Genomic DNA, 18,125 nt, shown 5'->3' with positions numbered 1-18,125 from the left:
TTATGCCACGCACGGGGCTCCCGGATCTTCTCACCCATGAACGCGACGCAGGGCTCAGATCATGAAGCGGCTGTCTTCCACGAGCACGCGCGGCAAGGGTTGAAGGTCGGTGCGCGCGAAGCGCACCAGAGAGAACGCACGCAAACCTTGCGGGCTCGACGGCAGCCGCGCGAGCGGGAACATGATCGAGGCGCTGTTGTCCGGGCCGCCGCTTGCGAGCACGACATTCATCGGACTCAGGCAGATCTCGCGCATTTCGACGTTCGTGTATTGCGCGGGAGCCGCGAGCACCCTGCAAATCACCGTGAGCTGGTGTTCGAGCGCTTCGCTCTTGAGGCCGAGCGCGGCGATCTCACTCTCGTTCTGCGCAATCTGTGCCTCGACCTTGGCCACTTCGGCAACGTTTTGCGCGGCGTGCTCGCCCAGCATGCGTTGCGTCCCCGCGCCTTGACGTGTGAGCAGCTGCAGGCGCGTTCTGAGCAGCGCGCGCTCCTGTTCGAGCAGCTCGCGGCGCGACTCGTCAGCGCCGATCTGCTCGAGGCCTGCCAGCGCGATCTGTTCGACCACGCGCTGCACGATCTGCTCGCGAAGATCGCTTTCGGTTTCGGCGCACACGCGCACCTGATGGTCGTCGAAGCTCAACGTCGTCTGCATGACATCGGTGTGCACCTCGTCGCCATGCTGCTCGGCACCGAAGGCGCGCCGCTCGTTCAGGGCCATGCCGAGCACCGCGTAAGTCTCACGCGCAAGCGGATGACTCTCGAACCAGGCATGCAGTTCAGGCGAGCGGCTCAACACATGGCCGACCTCGTCGGGTGCGGCGAAAAACGCGTGGATATAGGGGTCGCTCGACCACGTGGCGGCGCTCGCTTCGCGCGCGGGCGGCATGCGGTCCACCACGTCGCGCACATACGTGACCGATTGCGCGAGCGCGGGCGCAAGCCGCTCGCGCCACTCGGGCACCAGCTTGAGCGTAGGGGTGAGCACGAGCAGACGCTCGATCAGCGTCTGGATTTGCGGCGATTCCGGCACCTGCTTCGCGCGGGCGCGCGGCCAAAGCCTGTCCAGGATACCCATGGAAAACTCCGTTGCAGACCGCTCGAACGCGGCGGCGGTGAAGTGCAGGGCGCACAACGAGGCCTCTTGTCACGAATGACTATACCGCGAATCACGACCCGCCCGAGGCGACGCTGCCGCGGCGCAGCAATGGAACGCATTGCGTTCATGCTCCCGAAAACACTCACCTCTGGATTGCGTAATGCACGCTACATGGACCTGAACCTGGCCGCCGACGTGCGAAACGGTGCGACGACAAACCGGGCGGTGCACACCGCAGTGAGCCATTCAGCGCTGCCGCACGACGCCCGCTCCCGAATATCCTCACCCTCGAACGGCGCACGCATATTCATCTGTAATCCGAATTAATTGATGGGCCAATGCCAATCCATCCCTGGCTTTCCTCTGCCTTTCAGCGACCGTCGCGCACGCAACGAATCGCGATGACATGTCAACGAGGCGCTTTCAGGCACGCCAATTGCGCACGGGCGCACGGCGCGGGCGCGGCGGCCTCGGGAAAAACCCCGCTTGCTGCGCGCGCAAACCGCGAAGCATCGGGCAGGAGCGGTCTCGTCACGCGTTTTAGACGGTTCGTTCAATTGACAGTGGTCAATGTCATGATCCAATCTTCTGCGCATAAATACGAACAGGGAGGCAGACAAATGTTGGAGAGCATTGTCCGCAGCAGCTTGATGCTGGCCGCGGCCGCGACCCCTTTGCTGGTCGCCTGCGGTGGAGGTACCGCCAGTAATCCGGCACCCATCACCCCGGCGCAATGCTCGGGTTCGTCATGCGCGAACCAGGGCCCGCCCAGCAGCGCACCCACAGCCACGGCGCTGTGTCCCGCCGCTGCGGACATCGCGGCGAACACGTATCTGGGCGGTGCGGGCAGTGGCGAAGTCGTGAGCCTGAACATCGACCCGACGAAGATGACGTACAAGCTCACGTTTCTCGCCTCGCCCATTCCCGTGGCCGCGAGTTCGGTGCAAAACACGCGTGCGGGCCTGACGATCACGGGTGCCGTGCAGCATCCGCCCGCCGGCTCGCTGCCAACCGCGGCGCAGGTCACGTGTGCGTTCCAGCTGCAGGCGGGCACGGGCACGATCAACGGCAGCACCTACACCACGGCGTACAACGCCGGCAACCCGCCCACGATCTATGTCGGCTTTGGCGTGGCAGGCGGCGGCATTCCGGGCGCGACCGTGAACATTGACGGCGACACCACCGCGAATCTGCTCTTCAGCGGCGTCGCGCCGCGCACGTTCGACTTCTATCCGTTCATCGGCTTCTCGTCGGTGAGCACGAGCCTCGCCGATCTCAAAGGCTCGTATAACGCGCTGCTCTATCACATCCTGCCTTCCAGCAGTTTTGCGCCGGCGGCGAAGGTGACACAGGAGCAGTACGACGCAAGCGGCAATTGCAGCGTGCCAGGCGGCGCGACCAACACGAGTTGCGCAACCGCTGCGAAGGTATGGACGGCGAGCACGAGCGGCAACTATTTCGACAGCGCCGACGCACCGCAGATAGAGACGCCGACACCGCTGCCGTTCCCTTTGAGCCTCGGTAACAACGTCATCGTGAGCCGCCAGGGCGGCGTGGGGCACCTCATCCTCGGCAAGCTCAACGGCGCCATCGTGCCCGTGGTCGTACGCACCGGCTATGTGAACGAAACCCTCAGCCTGAGCAACCAGATCGCCGTGGACGACGAGTCCGGCATCGCGCTGCTCGCGCCCGCCACGACGCTCACGTCGGGCGCGTTCGACGGCAGCTACATTGGCGCGGACTCGAATTTCGCCTACACAGCAACGCTGATCAACGGCCAGCAGGCCGGCTTCCTCAAGCCCTCGACGATGACGACGCAAAGCCAGTTCACGCTCGACTACACGCAGACGCACCCCGGCCTGATCGGCGTAACCGATACCCAGGGCAAAGCGGGCAATCTGATTGCGGTGAGCGGCCTTTACGGCATCTTCATCAACGGCGAGGAGAACGGCGGCGTCACGGCCAGTTCGGCGAACAGCGCCACGCCCAATCAGCCTTACTTTGGTGTCGGTGCGCTGATCCAGCCACAGTAGTCCATCACGCGGTCATGGCAGTCCGATTTGTCGCGACCGCCATAACTTCGTACTACGAATGACTAGCTGACGTCATCGGCAACAACAACAGGACTCTGGAGACGCGGTATGAAATGGAAATTTTTCGCGGCGCTCTCGCTTGCCGCACCGATGATCGCAGCGCTCAGCGCATGCGGTGGCGGCAACGGCAGCAGCAGTAGCCCGCCGCTCGTGGAAGCGGCGCTTTGCCCCACCTCGCTCGACTACAGCACGGTGTACACCGGCGGCGGCGGCGACGGCGAACTCGTCAAGCTGCAGCTCGACACGGCCAAAATGACCTGGCAGATCACCTATGTCGAGTCGCCGATCCCGCAGACCACGGGCACCGTGACGCCCACCCGCAAAGGCCAGGTCGCCACCGGCACGCTGACGGCGGAAACCGGCCTCCCCACGGCGAAGCTCAACCAGTGCGCGTTCCGCCTGAATGGCGCGAGTCTCGATCCCAACCGCCCTGCGCGCGTATTCATTGGCGAAGGTGTGGCGGGCGGCACGATTCCGGGTGCCGAGATCGCGTACAAGGGCTCGGGCGGTATTGGCGTCGTGCCGGACACGACGTTCCCGTACTACCCGTTCATCGGCTTCTCGGCGATCGAAACGAATCTCGCGAACGTCGCCGGCACGTACAGCCAGCTCGGCTATCACCAGGTGCCTTCGCAGAACTTCCAGCCCGCTGCGGTCGACGCGAAGATCACGATCAACGCCGACGGCACCTGGACGGAATGCGACAACACGGGCGCAAACGCCGGCAATTGCCAGCAGCCCGGCACAAACTTCGCGCAGTCGGCCGATGGCAGCGGCGCGTTCGAAACCGATCACTTCCAGGGGCAGGTCAAGCCGACGCTCGTCACCACGGAGCCGGCCGCCAAAGGCTTCATGATCGTCGGGAAGCTGCGCGGCCAGCTCGTGCCCGTGCTCGTGCGCACCGGCGTGGCGTATCCGCAGATTGGCGTCGATCCGCAAAGCGGCGCAACGGGCCCGGTGGCCGACGACGAATCGGGCATCTCCGTGCTCGCGCCGCAATCGGCCATCGCGCTGGGCTCGCAGAACGGCGAGTACATCGGCGTGGACAGCCAGTTCGACTATCGCACGCTCGCGCTGGAAGGCACGCAAGCCACGCTGCTCGATCCGTTCAACGCCTCGCAGGCCGCGCTCGCCACGGCGCTCGATCTGAGTTTCGCCCAGACCGTACCGGGCACGGTGACGACCACGCACGTGGGCGCGTCCACCGGCACGACACCCACCGGCAAGATGATCTTCACGGGGGGCGTGTTCGGCTATCTCGACATGACGACGCCATCGAACCCGTACTTCACGGCTGGCGCGTTCGTTCAATAAGGATCACGAAGGGAACCGTCGAACAATAACGGCGCGGCGAACCGCGTCATTCACGAGGTGGCCACTCCCGGCCGTCGCGCAGTGCGGCGACGGCCGGGCCACAAAGGCGCACGCAGCCAAGGCGAACGACGCATGCCGGGCATCCCGAGGCATGCATCGCGCCGCCGCGCGCGGGTAAGGCACACCCGCACCTGGGAGGGACATCATGAGACGCATGGCAATGGCGGCGCTGACCGCCGGGCTGTCGGCGAGCGCGTATGCGCAGCATGCCGGCGACAACGTCGTCGCACTCGGCTGGTTTCACGTCACGACGCAGAATTCGAGCACGCCGCTCACCACGGACGTCGCGCCCGTGCCGATCAACACGCCGCTGCGGCTGCCCAGCTCGTTCACTTCGGCGGGCACGGGGCTTTCGGCATCGGATGCGGATACGGTCGGCCTCGTCATCAGCCACTTCTTCACGGACCATATCGCGCTAACGACCGTGGCGGGCGTACCGCCCACCTTCAAGCTCTACGGTCACGGCACGATCAAGCCGCCGGGACCGGCGGGCGCGCTCGGCAGCCAGAATCTCAGCGATCCGGCGACGAATCCCATTGTCGGCAGCGTGCGCCAGTGGAGCCCGGCGCTGATCTTCCAGTACTACTTTCGCGACGCCGATGCGAAATTCCGCCCATTCCTCGGTATCGGCGTGTCGTACAACTGGTTCTCGGACATCCAGCTCAATCCGAACTTCGTGAAGGCCACCCAGGACGACCTCGGTGCCGTGCTCGCGGCGGGCGCGGGCAAGGCCGGGCAAACGCAGATCAGCGCGAAGGCGTCGTCGTCGTGGTCGCCGGTTTTCAACCTCGGGGCCACCTACAACGTCACGAAGCACCTGGGCATCGTTGCGTCGGTCACCTATATTCCGCTGAAGACGACGTCCTCGGTAATCGTCAAGGCAGCGGACGGCAGCGAGCCTGGCGTGAGCCGGGCCAACCTCAAGGCCGATCCGATCATCTCATTCCTCGCACTTTCCTATCGCTTCTAGGGGCGTGCCGGGCCGGCGCAACGGCGATGCGGCGCATGCGCGTAAGGGCGGGACGCCATACCCGGGTACGGACCTGAGCATGTGCCGAGGCGCGCTCGCGCGTGCCGGGCAGCTCGCGCTAAAATCGCAGCATGCCGAAAACGCCCAAAGCCTCCGTGACCGATTCCGCGCCCGAGCGCGTCACCGACAGCGAATACACCGTCGACGAACTCGCGCGCGTGGCGGGCACGACGGTGCGCAACGTGCGCGCCTATCAGGACCGCGACCTGCTCATGCCGCCCGAGAAGCGCGGGCGCGTAGGTATTTACAACGACTCGCACGTTGCGCGGCTCAAGCTCATTCACCATCTGCTCGCACGCGGCTACACGCTCGCCAACATTCAGGATCTCATCCTGGCGATCGACGACGGCGGCGATCTGCGCTCGATCCTCGGCCTGGAGAATGCGATTGGCGGTCCATGGTCACACGCGCGGCCAAAAACGTATTCGCTGCCGCAGCTGATCAAGCTGTTCGGGCCGCAAGCGCCGAGCAGCCTTTCGCGTCTTGCGGATCTCGGCCTGCTCGAACGCCAGGGGCTGTCGTTCGTCTCGCGCAATCCAGGCATGCTCGACGCAGCGGCCGCAACGGTGCGCGAGGGCATTCCCGCGCGCGAGCTGCTCGATGTGCTCGAAGAAGCGCGTCCGCATTTCGACGCCATTGCGCGCGTGCTGGTGGAAATGGTCGTGCGCCATCTGGACCGCTACGATCGGGGCGCGCTGCCGCCCGCCACGGACATGCCCGCGCTCGTCGACGCAATCTGGCGGCTGCGGCCGCTTTCCACGGTGTTCGTCGAACACGAGATCCTGCGCGCGCTCGAAGAGCAGTCGAGCGACTACCTGGGCGGCCGGGTCGCGACGATCCTCGACAAGACGCTCGGCCGCGAACGTGCGAGCGAAGCCACGCCTTCGGCCGCTCCCGTGCCCGCCGGCGCCGCGAAGAAGCGCGCGCCCAAATCCGCGCCTCGCAAGAGCGCCGCACGCGCGCCGGCTGCGGCAAAATCGGCTCGCCCCGCGAAAAAAACCGCGCTCAAGAAGCGTTAAGCACGCCCGCCCACCCTCCTCGTCTTGCTTCGCAGAGCGCGCGAAAGGCCCCGCCAGGCAGCCTTTCGCGCGCTCGTGTCCCCTTGCGCCCAGACGGGTATTCATCTGTTAGAGCGCGGAGTCTAGCCCCTTGCGTATTGGCGTAGATCCTTCTATGTTTACATCCATCAATGTCACAGTGATAAATGGATCGACAACAGGGAGACGCCCCGGATGAACGCACCCGCCCGTACAAGCGACCCGCTCGGCATCGCCATCATCGGCACTGGCTTTGCGGGCCTTGGCATGGCGATCCGTCTGCTGCAAAGCGGCAACCAGGACTTTGCGGTGTTCGAGAAGGCCGACTCCGTGGGCGGCACCTGGCGCGACAATCATTACCCCGGTTGCGCCTGCGACGTGCAATCGCACGTGTACTCGTTCTCGTTCGCACCCAATCCGCGCTGGACGCGCATGTTCGCGCCGCAGCCCGAGATCCGCGCCTATTTGAACCGCTGCGTGGATGGCTTCCGGCTCGTTCCGTGGCTCAACTTCGGGCACGAACTCACGAACGCGACATGGGACGAGGCGGCGCATTGCTGGCGCATTGCGTTCGCCAACGGCCGGCGCGTCACCGCGCGCGTGCTGATCTCGGGCATGGGCGGGCTTTCGCGCCCCGCGTTGCCGGCGATCGCCGGACTCGACACCTTCGAAGGCAAGACCTTCCACTCGCAGCACTGGGACCACGACTATGCGCTCGAAGGCAAGCGCGTCGCCGTCATTGGCACGGGGGCGAGCGCTATCCAGTTCGTGCCGCAGATCGCGCCGCGCGTGGCGCAACTCTGGCTGTTCCAGCGCACGCCGCCGTGGATCATGCCCAAGCCCGATCGCGCCATTTCGGGTTTCGAACAATGGTTGTTCCGCACGCTGCCCTTCACGCAGGCGCTCGCGCGCGCAGGCCTTTACTGGCTGCTCGAAATGCGCGTGCTCGGCTTCGCGGTGCATCCCGCGCTCATGAAGAACGTGCAAAAGCTCGCGCTGCGCCATATCCGCCACCAGGTGCCCGATCCCGAACTGCGCGCAGCGGTCACGCCCGACTACACGATCGGCTGCAAGCGCGTGCTCATTTCGAACGACTACTATCCGGCGCTCTCGCGCAAGAACGTGCAGGTCGTGACGAACGCCATCGAGCGTGTGGACCGCACCGGCGTCGTGACCGCCGACGGCGTGCATCACGAGGTCGATTGCCTGATCTACGGCACCGGCTTTCAGGTGGCCGACCCATTCCCGCCGGGCACGATCGTGGGCCGCGGCGGCATCGATATCGTCGAGACCTGGCGCAACGGCGCGCACGCCTACCTCGGCACCAGCTTGCCTGGTTATCCGAATTTTTTCATGCTGGTCGGCCCGAACACCGGTCTTGGCCACAACTCGATGGTGTTCATGATCGAATCGCAGATCGAGTATGTACTCGGCGCGCTCGCCGCCATGAGGGACGACCGCGCCGATTCGATCGAGGTGCGGCCCTGTGTGGAAGCGCGCTACAACGAGCGCATCCAGAACAAGCTTGGCCGCGCGATCTGGTCGGTGGGCGGTTGCAGGAGCTGGTATCTCGACCCGCGCAACGGCAGGAACACGACGCTGTGGCCCGGTTTCACCTGGCGCTTTCGCCGCGCCACGGCGCACTTCTCCCTCGCCGATTACCAGGTCTATCGCGCACCGCACGCCGCGCAGCACGAAACGCCGCTCGTCGTCGCCACGCAGCCCACCGAGGCCGCCTGAACAGGCGCAATCGCCCCACCCGGAGCCCGCCCATGAAACGCTTTGACAACAAGGTCGCCGCCATCACCGGAGCCGGCTCCGGCATGGGCCGCGCGCTTGCGCTCCAGCTTGCCGGCGCCGGCTGCCACCTCGCGCTCGCAGACCGAAACGCCCCAGCGCTCGAGGAAACCGCTCGCATCGTGAGCGCGCTGGCCCCCTCGGCGCGCGTCAGCACGCGCGTGCTCGACGTGAGCGAGCGCGACGCCGTATTCGCATGGGCCGACGAGACGGCCACCACGCACGGCGGCATCAATCTCGTCTTCAACAACGCGGGCGTCGCGCTGTCGAGCACCATCGAAGGGATGGCGTACAGCGACCTCGAGTGGATCGTGAATATCAACTTCTGGGGCGTCGTGCACGGCACGAAGGCATTTCTGCCGCATCTGAAAGCAAGCGGCGACGGGCATATCGTCAATACGTCGAGCGTGTTCGGTCTCTTCGCACAACCAGGCATGGGCGGCTATAACGCGACCAAATATGCCGTACGCGGCTTCACCGAAGCGCTGCGTCAGGAACTCGACATGATGCGCTGCGGCGTGTCCGCGACCTGCGTGCATCCGGGCGGCATCCGCACGAACATCGCGCAGTCGAGCCGCGTGGCGCACAACATGGTGGGCTTCATGGTGGCGAGCGAGCAGCAGGGCAAGGACGACTTCGAGAAGTTCTTCATCACCACCGCCGACGACGCAGCCCGCGCCATCCTGAGCGGCGTGAAGCGCAACGCGCGGCGCGTGCTGATCGGCCGCGACGCGCGCGCGGCGGACTGGCTCGCGCGCACGTTGCCCGCCGCCTACCAGGCACTGGTCGTGATGAGCGCGCGGCGCGAAGCCGCGAAGTCGCGCCGCCGCGCCGCGCGCGGGTCCGCCGCCACGCAGTGAATAACAGCAGGCACACAACAGGGAGCCATAACATGATGCCGATACGGCGCGACATCCGCTTCGCATTACCGCCCGAAAGGGCTTGTGACTGGCACGTCGAGGGCGTGCCTGTCACTCACTTCTTCAACGCGCTTTCGCTGCTTTTCCCCGCGGGCGAGCGCTTCTTCATGGATTCGGTGCGGCACTATCGCGACCGCATCGAGGACCCCGAACTCAAGAAGCAGGTCATGGGCTTCATCGGCCAGGAGGCGATGCACACGCGCGAACACGTCGAGTACAACGACTTGCTGCAGGCGGCGGGCTTGCCCGCGCACAAGCTCGACAAGCGGCTGTGGGCCATCCTCAATTTCGCACGCAAGGTGTTGCCGCCTTCGCTGCAACTCGCGCAAACCGTCGCGCTCGAGCACTACACGGCCATGCTCGCCGACCTGCTGCTCGCCGATACGGGCACGCGCATCGAAGGCTCGGTGGCAGGCTACAAGCAGATGTGGCTCTGGCACGCGCTGGAGGAAACCGAGCACAAGTCGGTCTCGTTCGACGTCTGGAATATCGTGATCGAGCCGGGCATCAGGCGCTATCTCATGCGAACCGGTACGATGCTCGCCACCACGGCACTCTTCTGGCTCATCGTGTTCGACTATCACCTCGCGCTCCTGCGCGCGCACCGCCGCCACCAGGGCAAGGTGCGCGGCGTATGGAAGCTCGTGAAGTTTCTCTACGGGCCGCGTCACGGCGTCTTTCCCGGTATCGCACTCGAATGGCTGCGTTTTTTCAGGCCCGGCTTTCATCCGTGGGATCACGACAACCGGCGGCATCTCGCGCGCATCGACAGCCTCGTTGCGCAGATCGACGATACCAACGCGCAGTACGCCTCGCGCGCCGCCCCGCGCCGCGTGCCGCTGCATCCGGCGGGGACGCCGCGCGCAGTGTGAGGCGCGTCATGCGCGGTGCGCTTCATGCGTTTCGCCATGTAGTTTCGCGACGCGCATAAGACCTCGAACCCAACCTGCACATAGAGGACCGCCCGTGCCCCCCCTTGCCCTGCCTGCCGCGGTCGTTGCCGCCGGCGTTGCCCTCGCCGCAGCAAGCGCTGCGCTCGCCGCATTTTCGCGACGCGCCGCGCGCCGCATCGAAGCGGCCGTGCCGATGGACGGCCAACTGATCGACATCGATGGCGACCGCATTCATTACGTCGAATACGGCAGCGGACCGCCCATTGTGTTCGTTCACGGCCTGAGCGGGCAAATGCGCAACTTCGCGTGGCTGCCCCTGCGGGCGCTCGCGCGCGAACATCGCGTGATACTCGTCGACCGCCCGGGCTCCGGCTACTCCACACGCGGGCCGCACGCGTCGGCGAACATCCGCGCGCAGGCGCGCACGGTCGCGCGCTTCATCGAAGCACTGGGGCTCGAATCGCCGGTGCTCGTCGGGCATTCGCTCGGCGGTGCGATCGCGCTGGCCGTGGCGCTCGATCATCCGCACGCCGTTTCGCGGCTCGCGCTGATCGCGCCGCTCACGCATGTACAGACCGAGGTGCCCAGGGCCTTCCGCGCGCTCGTGCTGCGTTCGCACGCCGTGCGCCGCTTCGTGGCGCGCACGTTCGCTACGCCCATCGGACTCGCTACCAGCGCCGCCGTCCTCAAGCAGGTATTCGCGCCCGAGGCGGTACCGGGCGATTTCCGCACTCGCGGCGGCGGACTGCTGAGCCTGCGCCCCAGCGGCTTCTACCACGCCTCGGCCGACCTCGTTGCGATTGAAGACGCCGACGATCTCGCGCAAATGGAGCAACGCTATGCACAACTGAGCGTGCCCGTCGACGTATTGCTTGGACGCGACGACGCCGTGCTCGACTGGACCCGCCATGGCGAGACGCTTAGTCACCTCACGAGCCAGGTAACGCTCAAGGTGGTGAGCGGCGGCCATATGCTGCCCGTCACCGCGCCGTCCACGACCTACGACTGGCTGCTCTGCGCGCTTGCCGGCGCGGTGCATGCAAGCGACGTGCGCGCGATCGAAGCGGCTCAGCCGGGCGCGGAGACCGGTTCGACCGCACCGGGCGTGCTGGGCAATCCGTCCGCGCCCCAGGCGACCTCTTCACGCAGCATGCGCGGGTGAAGAGGAAATCGCGAAGCTGAAAATTGCGTCGGCTACGTGCGAATGGGTGGGCCGCAAGCCTTCGTCAAGGGAGACAGGAAATGAATAATCCTCAAGCACGCACACTCGTCGCGTGCGCCGCACTCGTGCTCGCCAGCGCCACGGCGTTCGCGCAGGGCGAGGACGCAGAAACAGGCAACGCTTCGCAACACGCAGCGCCCGCCGCCGAAGTCGCGAAACTCAGCGTCGATCAGCAGGTGCGCTGGCTGCAGCGCGCGCAGAAGAACGACACGCTCACGAAGCTGGACGACGCGCAGCTCACCGCGCTCTTCGAAGCATTCGATCCGCTCGTCGTGCCCACGCTCGTCAAGCTCGGCCCGGCAGGCTATCCCTCATACGAATTCGTGCTGTCGCGCTGGGAGCGCCTGAACGGCAAGTGGCCCGCGAAGCCCGCGCACATGCTCGTGAAGCTGGAGCACGAGCCGCTGCGCATCTACGCGAAGTGGCTGCCCGACGGCGATCATTCGGGCGAGGAGGTGGTTTACGACGCCTCGAAGCGCGGCGACGAAATGTACGGACACCTCGGCGGCCTGCTCGGCGTGATGCCGATGTGGACCGCGCTCGACGGCACACTCGCCCGCTCGCAGTCGAATCACAAGATCACGGATCTCGGCACCGAATTCATCGTGAGCCAGTTCATGACCGACGCGAAGAAGTACGTCGAAGCAGGCGCGCCATACAAGCCGCAAGTCGAGGCAAAAACGATAGACGGCGTGCGAGTGGTGGCACTGACCTACGTTTCGCCGAGCGGCAAGCCGCAGTTCTACGCGAAAAAGCAGACGCTCGGGCTCGACCTGCGGCATCCGTATTTCCGCACCGTCGAAGCCTACGGCGAGGACGGCCAGATGTTCGAGAAAATCGTCATCGACAGCATCACGCCGAAGTCCTTCGACGACGAAGCATTCGATCCGAAGAATCCCGATTACCAGTTCTGAAACCCGGCTCGCGAGAGCAAAGGTGAGGCTTTTCGGGAGGAGCACGCGGCGTTCGACTCCTGGAACTCCTCACCTATCGTTGTATCGGTGAACTCACGATGCGGTGAATGACTCACCGCCGCGCGCGCTCAACGATACTTCTGCAGCTCGGCATCGGTGATCGGTTGCGCCGGCAGATTCAGCATGCCCGGCAGGTCGTCCAGCTTCGGCAAGCCGCTGACATTGGCCCAGCGTCCGCCCGAACCCTGATAAACAAGCGTAGGCGTACCGTCGAAACCGAGGTCCTGAAAGAGCTTGATGTTGTTGTCGAGCTTGTTCTTGTCGGTGTCGGGAATGTGCGCGAGCGGGGCGATGCCGCCCGATTCGTCCTTCTCCGAGTAGTGCGTTTCCAGCTCTTTGAGCAGCGCGGCGCCGTCTTTCGCTTCCAGCAGCGCGGCCGCCTTGCCGGCCGAATCGGGCTTCAGAAAGCCCATAGGAATCCAATGCACCTGCAGGCCGACCGCTTCATACGGTTGCAGCGCTTTCCACACCAGGTGACAGTAAATACAGTTTGGGTCCATAAAGACATAAAGCGTCGACTTCACGTTCGACCCATGCGCGCCTTCGACGATCGCACTCGCATTCTGCAAACTTGCGGCTGCCGTTGCGGGCAACCAGGCAGGCTCAGGCGCCGCGGCAGCCATGGCGCCCGCGCTCATGGCCAGTGCGCCCGCGGCGATCAGCATGCGTGTGAACTTCTTCATTCTTTTCCTCTGACTTGGATAGCGCGTCACGTTTCGCGCCGGTGAAGCGAAGGTTCGTATCTTAGGGTCAGGCCGTGGCACGCCACTGACGCCAATATGACAAGGGCGTCAGGTTAACAGCAAAGGTGAGAGTTTGCGGGAGGACGCTGGATGTGGATCCTGGCAGCCCTAAAACTTGAATCGCAACTGAAACCCGATGGTAAACGGCAGATCGTCAGACGGTATCGGCGGGATGACGATGAAATTCACGCCCACGCGCTTGTACGCGACCATCACGATAGGCGCGACCACGGGCCCGATCGTATGGTCGTGGCCGAGGCCCCAGTTGCCATAGTTGTAGCCGGAGATGATGCCGCCCATCGCCGCGAGCCGCACGAAGCCCCAGTGCAGAAACTCAGGCGCCCACACTGCGCCGCCATAATAAGAGGGCCGGCGCAACGAATTGCGAAAACCGCCTGCCGTGAGCGCCCACGTGTCGCCGGGCCAGCATTCGATGCCGAGGCCCGGGTTGAATTGTTCGAAGTCCTTGTCGGGATGGATGTGGTACGAGCCCACCATCGCATCGACCCACAGGCCCGAACTACACCAGTTCGCCGCGTGCGCCGACTGCGCCGTGCCGATCAGCAGCGGCAAGAGCAGCAGGGCAGCCGCCGCGCCGCGTTTCCTTCCCTTCGCTTGCCTTGTCGCCGTCGTTGTCGTTCTGATTGCTGCGCCACCTTGCTTCTGCCAAAACCGCATGGGCTCTCCGTCCTTGCTTGCGCCGATCCCCCCCGGGGATCGTCGGTTTTCTGATTGCTGGTTCGCGGTGAATGACGAACTGTACCGCAACCCGATGCGTGCGCAATGGAGTCCAGGCTCGGATCGGGCAACTCGCTCGCCGCCGGCATGGTGCCAGCGTAGCGAGTCGTCCCGATGAAAGCGATGCGTCAGAGGCCGAGGTCGGAGAGGCCCGGATGATCGTCGGGACGGCGCCCGAGCGGCCAGTGATAGAGACGATCCGCCTCGCGGATCGGCAGGTCGTTGATCGATGCGTGACGGTGCGCCATCAGGCCGTTCGCGTCGAATTCCCAGTTCTCGTTGCCATACGAGCGGAACCAGCTGCCCGAATCGTCGCGCCATTCATAGGCGAAACGCACCGCGATGCGATTGTCCGTGTACGCCCATAGCTCCTTGATCAGGCGATAGTCGAGTTCGCGCGCCCACTTGCGCGTGAGAAATCCGACGATGGCCTCACGGCCCGTCACGAACTCGGCGCGATTGCGCCACACGCTTTGCGGCGTGTACGCAAGCGAAACGCGTTGCGGGTCGCGTGTGTTCCAGCCGTCTTCCGCTGCGCGCACTTTCTGCATGGCGCTCTCGCGCGTGAACGGCGGCAGCGGCGGACGCACTTCGGGCGAATCACTCATGGTCTTGCTCCTTGCGTTGGGCGGCGCGCCGGGACGGTGCGCGCGATGGGGATCGGTTTTGGAAATCGGAACCGCTTTTCGGTGCGAGGGCGGCGAGTAACGATCGGCCGGCCGCACGTGCGTCGAGCGCCGCATCGGCGTCGCCGCTGACCAGCGCCACGCCGATCGCCCCGTCGATCAGGATCAGCCATTGGCGCGCGAGGCGTGCGGCGGTCCGGCGATCTGCGCCGACGCTCGCGGCCCACGCATCGCTCTGTTCGCACACGAAGTCGAGCAGGCGCGCCTTGTGCTCGCGCGAGACCACGCGCACGGGGTCGTCGGGCGACGCGATTTCGCCGGCGGCGTTGAGAAACGCGCAGCCGTGGAAGCCTTCGGACGCGAACCACTCGCGCAAGACGTCGAACATGCCGGCAAGGCGTGCCTGCGGCGTGCGCCCGTGTGCGAGCGTGCCGGCGACGAACCAGCGCATCCAGCGCTCGTCGCGCCGCGCAAGCGCAGCCGCCACTAACGCGTTCTTCGATTCGAAATACGTGTAGAAACTCTTGCGCGCCGCACCCGCCGCGCGAACGATCGCATCGACGCCCGTTGCGTGAATGCCGCCCGCGTAGATCAACGCCTCGGCGGCATCGAGCAGGCGCTCGCGCGCGTCGGCCTGCGGCGCGTCTGTGTCTGAGTTTGCTTCGGGGTTCGTTACTGCGTGCGGGCTCATGGCCAGGGCCTGTTCAGCGATTGCGGCGGAATATCGAAGATCAGCGGGAGAATGATCGTTCTCCCATCCCAGCAATGTAGAACGATCATTCTCCCAAGTCAAGAGACCTTGCTGTCGCGCGCGCCGCGCTGGGTGCTTATGCGATCCCACAGCGCGCGCCCGGATTGCGCGAACACGGCGGCCACGACCAGCGTGAGGCCCAGCGCGCGCGTGAGCGTAAGCGGCTCGCCGAGCAGCATCGTGGCAAGCGCCACACTCGACACCGGCGCCACCGCAGTAAAGACCGCAGCCTCGCCGCCCGGCACGCGCGCCGCGCCTGCGTACCAGAGCCAGAATCCGCCCACGGTCGGCACGAGCGCGTAATACGCCACGCCGAGCACGGCGTTCAGCGGCACGGCGTGGGCCGCGCCAAGCCACCCCGGCAGCGCACACAAGCCCGACACGACGAAACCGATTCCCGTCATCGCGCCGGCCTGCGCAAGCGGCGGCCACGGCCGCGAAAGCCGTTTGTTCAGCAACACGAACAGGCTTTCGCACACGACGGCGCCGAGGATCATCGCGTCGCCCGTGAGCGAGCGTGCGCCTTCGCGATGCGCCCCGGGTGCGAGTGTGACCATCGCCACGCCGAGGCTCGCGACCGTCACCGAAACGAGCGTGCCTGCACGCAGCCGCTCGCCGAGCACGAGCGCCGCCGTCAACGCGCAAACGGCTGGCAGGGTGCCGAGGATGATTCCGGCGTCGCTCGCCGAAGTCCGCTGCGTGCCCGCGATCAGCAAGACCGTATAGCCGACGCTGCCGATGGCAGCCTGTGCGACGAGCAGCAGCGCGTCGCGCAGGCCGGGACGCGGAAACGCCGTACCGGTGAGACGCATGAGCAGCAGAAAAACCGGCAACGCGATCCCGAAGCGCAGCGCGGTGGCGGGCAGCGGATCGAGCCCGGCGCCGATGGCCTTGCTCGCAATGACCGTGCTGCCTACGGTGAGCATGGCCGCCGTCAGTTGCGCCTGCGGCGACTGCGCGACGGATCGGGGGGAGAGGGTCAAGCGCTGCGCGTTTTCGCGCGACAGCAATCGTATCGACATGAAGCGCTCCTCGTGGTGATACGCCTGTATAGGCTCACCACGACGCGCCGTCTTGGATCGTTGTGCGTCAGCGCCTGACGCGCGTGCGATTCATGCCGCGCGCGCGAGCCGGTAACGCCCCGGCGATACGCCGAACTGTCGCGCGAACGCGCGGTTCAGGTGGCTCTGGTCGCAGAAACCGGCGGCCAGCGCGGTCTGCGCCGGGGCACGGCCCGCCTTGAGCAGGCGTCGCGCGAGCGCCACGCGGCGATGCAGGATGTAACCGTGCGGCGCGACGCCGAACGCACGCAGGAAGCCGCGATGGAGCTGGAAACGGCTCAGCCCCGCCGTCTGCGCGAGTTCAGCGAGCGAGAACGGCTGGGCCGGATCGGTGTCGATCATGTCGCGCACGCGCGCAAGCGACGCCGGTGAGCACTGCGGGAGCGCACGCCGGTGGCCGAGCGCCTCGACGAGCCGCGTCGTCAACTCGAGCGCGGCGGCATCGAAGGCCATCTGCGAAAGGTCATGGCCTCGGTCGGTGACGTGCGTGAAAGCCGCATCGAACAGCGCGCGCAAACGCGGTTCGCTGATTACCGGCGCATGCAGCGCAAAGGCAGCGTCGTCGCCTTGCGTGATGTCGGCTTGCAGCGCGTCGACCCAACGCGGTTCGAAATACAGCATGCGCCACGTGCGCCCGGCGGCATCGAGCGGCCGGCCGTCGTGCACCTCGCCCGGATTGACGAGGATGAGGTCGCCCGGCACGGCCTCGACCTGGCCCGCATCGCTGAGCGAAACATGGCCGCCGCGATCGATCACGCCAATGCCGTACTGGTCGTGCGTATGACGCCCGAACGAGCGCGTCGTGGCAGCCGTCATCGCATCGACGTCGCGCACGGGCGTAGCGTGAAAACGCACGGCGTGGTTCGTGGCTGGCATGGTCGGCTCTCCGCTCGTTCGGGCTCCAATCGGCGTATGAGACCCGAGTTTCGCGCGGCGCGCAATGTGCGCGTGTCCGGTATCGGAAACCGCGGTGTCGCCGCGATCCGACCCCGCCGCGCTATGCTTCGCAAATCGTGCGGAAGAAACGCACGTCGCCCAACGTTGTTACAGGTGTCGACGAGTCAAAGGGAGATGGAATGAAAGACCGGCCGTTCGTGGCGCTTGCGCCTCTCGTTCGCGGCTCGCGCCGCGCCTTCTGCGTGGCGCTGTGCGCAGCGAGTCTTGCCGCGTGCACGCCGCTGCGCGTGGTCACGCACAGCGTAAGCCGCACGGAAGCCGACGTGCCGCCGGGGCACTACGCGATGGACGCGCATCACTGGAGCATCGTGTTCGACGTCGATCACTTCCACTACACGCGCTTCGTCATGCGCTTCGACCGCGCGCAGGCGACGCTCGACTGGCAGGCCGGCGGCCTCGAGGCGGCCACGGTCGACGCGGCCATCGACGCCACGAGCCTCGACACCAACGTCAGCGCACTCGACGCCATGGTGAAAGGACCGCAGATGCTCGATGTGCAGCGCTATGCGCAGATCCGCTTTACGAGCACGCACTTCGAGCGCACGGGCGAAGGGCGCGGCACGCTCACCGGTAATCTCACGATACGCGGCGTGACGCAGCCGGTCACGCTCGACGTGACCTTGAATGGCTACGCGCCGAATCCGCTCACAAAGCAGCCCACGTTAGGCTTCACCGCAACGGGCCATTTCAATCGCTCGGCGTTCGGTCTGACGAGCTGGTATCCCGCTGTCGGCGACGAGATCGACGTGCGCATCGAGGCCGAATTCGAGCAGCCGGCGCCGGGCGCGGCGCCGTAGAAGCCTCACCGAAT

At 65.7% G+C, this 18,125-nt stretch carries 17 protein-coding genes; 10 read left to right on the top strand and 7 right to left on the bottom strand.

Annotated features, from left to right (window positions below; genetic code table 11):
* Nucleotides 1-54 precede the first annotated feature (54 nt).
* Nucleotides 55-1,077: a hypothetical protein gene (locus BHE01S_RS33345; RefSeq protein WP_042272079.1), complete on the bottom strand. Its 1,023-nt coding sequence runs from the start codon at nt 1,075-1,077 to the stop codon at nt 55-57.
* Nucleotides 1,078-1,718: 641 nt separating this feature from the next.
* Between BHE01S_RS33345 and BHE01S_RS33340 the strand changes: the two genes are divergently transcribed.
* The 9 genes from BHE01S_RS33340 (at nt 1,719) to BHE01S_RS33300 (ending at nt 12,378) form a co-directional block, all read left to right on the top strand.
* Complete coding sequence (locus BHE01S_RS33340; RefSeq protein ID WP_042272032.1) at nt 1,719-3,131, top strand: DUF2957 domain-containing protein; 1,413 nt, start codon at nt 1,719-1,721, stop codon at nt 3,129-3,131.
* 108 nt (nt 3,132-3,239) lie between these two features.
* Nucleotides 3,240-4,505 (top strand): DUF2957 domain-containing protein, encoded by a 1,266-nt coding sequence (locus BHE01S_RS33335; protein ID WP_042272029.1) that lies wholly within the window; start codon nt 3,240-3,242, stop codon nt 4,503-4,505.
* A 205-nt stretch (nt 4,506-4,710) separates the two neighbouring features.
* Nucleotides 4,711-5,535: an OmpW/AlkL family protein gene (locus BHE01S_RS33330; protein ID WP_042272027.1), complete on the top strand. Its 825-nt coding sequence runs from the start codon at nt 4,711-4,713 to the stop codon at nt 5,533-5,535.
* Nucleotides 5,536-5,666: 131 nt separating this feature from the next.
* Nucleotides 5,667-6,614, top strand: coding sequence for a MerR family transcriptional regulator (locus tag BHE01S_RS33325; RefSeq protein ID WP_084069532.1), 948 nt, complete (start codon nt 5,667-5,669; stop codon nt 6,612-6,614).
* Nucleotides 6,615-6,827: 213 nt separating this feature from the next.
* Nucleotides 6,828-8,372 carry a flavin-containing monooxygenase gene (locus BHE01S_RS33320; RefSeq protein ID WP_042272024.1) on the top strand — a complete coding sequence of 515 codons (1,545 nt, stop codon included), beginning with the start codon at nt 6,828-6,830 and terminating at the stop codon, nt 8,370-8,372.
* Nucleotides 8,373-8,404: 32 nt separating this feature from the next.
* Complete coding sequence (locus tag BHE01S_RS33315; protein WP_042272021.1) at nt 8,405-9,289, top strand: SDR family NAD(P)-dependent oxidoreductase; 885 nt, start codon at nt 8,405-8,407, stop codon at nt 9,287-9,289.
* Between the two features lie 32 nt (nt 9,290-9,321).
* Nucleotides 9,322-10,221, top strand: coding sequence for a metal-dependent hydrolase (locus BHE01S_RS33310; RefSeq protein ID WP_042272017.1), 900 nt, complete (start codon nt 9,322-9,324; stop codon nt 10,219-10,221).
* Nucleotides 10,222-10,315: 94 nt separating this feature from the next.
* The gene (locus tag BHE01S_RS33305) at nt 10,316-11,404 is read left to right on the top strand and encodes an alpha/beta fold hydrolase (protein WP_063769119.1); all 1,089 of its coding nucleotides are present in this window, start codon (nt 10,316-10,318) and stop codon (nt 11,402-11,404) included.
* Nucleotides 11,405-11,484: 80 nt separating this feature from the next.
* Nucleotides 11,485-12,378 carry a DUF1571 domain-containing protein gene (locus BHE01S_RS33300; RefSeq protein ID WP_042272014.1) on the top strand — a complete coding sequence of 298 codons (894 nt, stop codon included), beginning with the start codon at nt 11,485-11,487 and terminating at the stop codon, nt 12,376-12,378.
* A gap of 128 nt (nt 12,379-12,506) precedes the next feature.
* Here BHE01S_RS33300 and BHE01S_RS33295 read toward each other — a convergent pair whose 3' ends face one another.
* The 6 genes from BHE01S_RS33295 to BHE01S_RS33270 form a co-directional block, all read right to left on the bottom strand.
* Nucleotides 12,507-13,121 (bottom strand): thioredoxin fold domain-containing protein, encoded by a 615-nt coding sequence (locus BHE01S_RS33295; RefSeq protein ID WP_052406221.1) that lies wholly within the window; start codon nt 13,119-13,121, stop codon nt 12,507-12,509.
* 168 nt (nt 13,122-13,289) lie between these two features.
* Nucleotides 13,290-13,859 (bottom strand): hypothetical protein, encoded by a 570-nt coding sequence (locus BHE01S_RS33290; RefSeq protein ID WP_245639936.1) that lies wholly within the window; start codon nt 13,857-13,859, stop codon nt 13,290-13,292.
* A 188-nt stretch (nt 13,860-14,047) separates the two neighbouring features.
* The gene (locus BHE01S_RS33285) at nt 14,048-14,527 is read right to left on the bottom strand and encodes a nuclear transport factor 2 family protein (RefSeq protein WP_042272011.1); all 480 of its coding nucleotides are present in this window, start codon (nt 14,525-14,527) and stop codon (nt 14,048-14,050) included.
* The gene (locus tag BHE01S_RS33280; RefSeq protein WP_084069530.1) at nt 14,520-15,236 is read right to left on the bottom strand and encodes a TetR/AcrR family transcriptional regulator; all 717 of its coding nucleotides are present in this window, start codon (nt 15,234-15,236) and stop codon (nt 14,520-14,522) included. The genes BHE01S_RS33285 and BHE01S_RS33280 overlap by 8 nt, the downstream gene beginning before the upstream one ends.
* 98 nt (nt 15,237-15,334) lie before the next feature.
* Complete coding sequence (locus BHE01S_RS33275) at nt 15,335-16,318, bottom strand: DMT family transporter (RefSeq protein WP_084069528.1); 984 nt, start codon at nt 16,316-16,318, stop codon at nt 15,335-15,337.
* A 90-nt stretch (nt 16,319-16,408) separates the two neighbouring features.
* Entirely contained in the window at nt 16,409-17,233 is an 825-nt protein-coding gene (locus tag BHE01S_RS33270; protein ID WP_042272008.1) for an AraC family transcriptional regulator, read from the bottom strand.
* A gap of 200 nt (nt 17,234-17,433) precedes the next feature.
* On the opposite strand from BHE01S_RS33270, the gene BHE01S_RS33265 reads away from it, so the two are divergent.
* Complete coding sequence (locus BHE01S_RS33265; protein ID WP_042272006.1) at nt 17,434-18,111, top strand: YceI family protein; 678 nt, start codon at nt 17,434-17,436, stop codon at nt 18,109-18,111.
* Nucleotides 18,112-18,125: the final 14 nt, after the last annotated feature.

This window comes from Paraburkholderia heleia NBRC 101817, assembly GCF_000739775.1.
GTDB lineage: Bacteria > Pseudomonadota > Gammaproteobacteria > Burkholderiales > Burkholderiaceae > Paraburkholderia > Paraburkholderia heleia.
This window is presented reverse-complemented; position numbering and strand designations above follow the sequence as displayed.

Coding starts and splice junctions, on each gene's coding strand:
- BHE01S_RS33345 (WP_042272079.1), bottom strand. CDS start 1,077: ATGGGTATCCTGGACAGGCTTTGGCCGCGCGCCCGCGCGAAGCAGGTG.
- BHE01S_RS33340 (WP_042272032.1), top strand. CDS start 1,719: ATGTTGGAGAGCATTGTCCGCAGCAGCTTGATGCTGGCCGCGGCCGCG.
- BHE01S_RS33335 (WP_042272029.1), top strand. CDS start 3,240: ATGAAATGGAAATTTTTCGCGGCGCTCTCGCTTGCCGCACCGATGATC.
- BHE01S_RS33330 (WP_042272027.1), top strand. CDS start 4,711: ATGAGACGCATGGCAATGGCGGCGCTGACCGCCGGGCTGTCGGCGAGC.
- BHE01S_RS33325 (WP_084069532.1), top strand. CDS start 5,667: ATGCCGAAAACGCCCAAAGCCTCCGTGACCGATTCCGCGCCCGAGCGC.
- BHE01S_RS33320 (WP_042272024.1), top strand. CDS start 6,828: ATGAACGCACCCGCCCGTACAAGCGACCCGCTCGGCATCGCCATCATC.
- BHE01S_RS33315 (WP_042272021.1), top strand. CDS start 8,405: ATGAAACGCTTTGACAACAAGGTCGCCGCCATCACCGGAGCCGGCTCC.
- BHE01S_RS33310 (WP_042272017.1), top strand. CDS start 9,322: ATGATGCCGATACGGCGCGACATCCGCTTCGCATTACCGCCCGAAAGG.
- BHE01S_RS33300 (WP_042272014.1), top strand. CDS start 11,485: ATGAATAATCCTCAAGCACGCACACTCGTCGCGTGCGCCGCACTCGTG.
- BHE01S_RS33295 (WP_052406221.1), bottom strand. CDS start 13,121: ATGAAGAAGTTCACACGCATGCTGATCGCCGCGGGCGCACTGGCCATG.
- BHE01S_RS33290 (WP_245639936.1), bottom strand. CDS start 13,859: ATGCGGTTTTGGCAGAAGCAAGGTGGCGCAGCAATCAGAACGACAACG.
- BHE01S_RS33285 (WP_042272011.1), bottom strand. CDS start 14,527: ATGAGTGATTCGCCCGAAGTGCGTCCGCCGCTGCCGCCGTTCACGCGC.
- BHE01S_RS33280 (WP_084069530.1), bottom strand. CDS start 15,236: ATGAGCCCGCACGCAGTAACGAACCCCGAAGCAAACTCAGACACAGAC.
- BHE01S_RS33275 (WP_084069528.1), bottom strand. CDS start 16,318: ATGTCGATACGATTGCTGTCGCGCGAAAACGCGCAGCGCTTGACCCTC.
- BHE01S_RS33270 (WP_042272008.1), bottom strand. CDS start 17,233: ATGCCAGCCACGAACCACGCCGTGCGTTTTCACGCTACGCCCGTGCGC.
- BHE01S_RS33265 (WP_042272006.1), top strand. CDS start 17,434: ATGAAAGACCGGCCGTTCGTGGCGCTTGCGCCTCTCGTTCGCGGCTCG.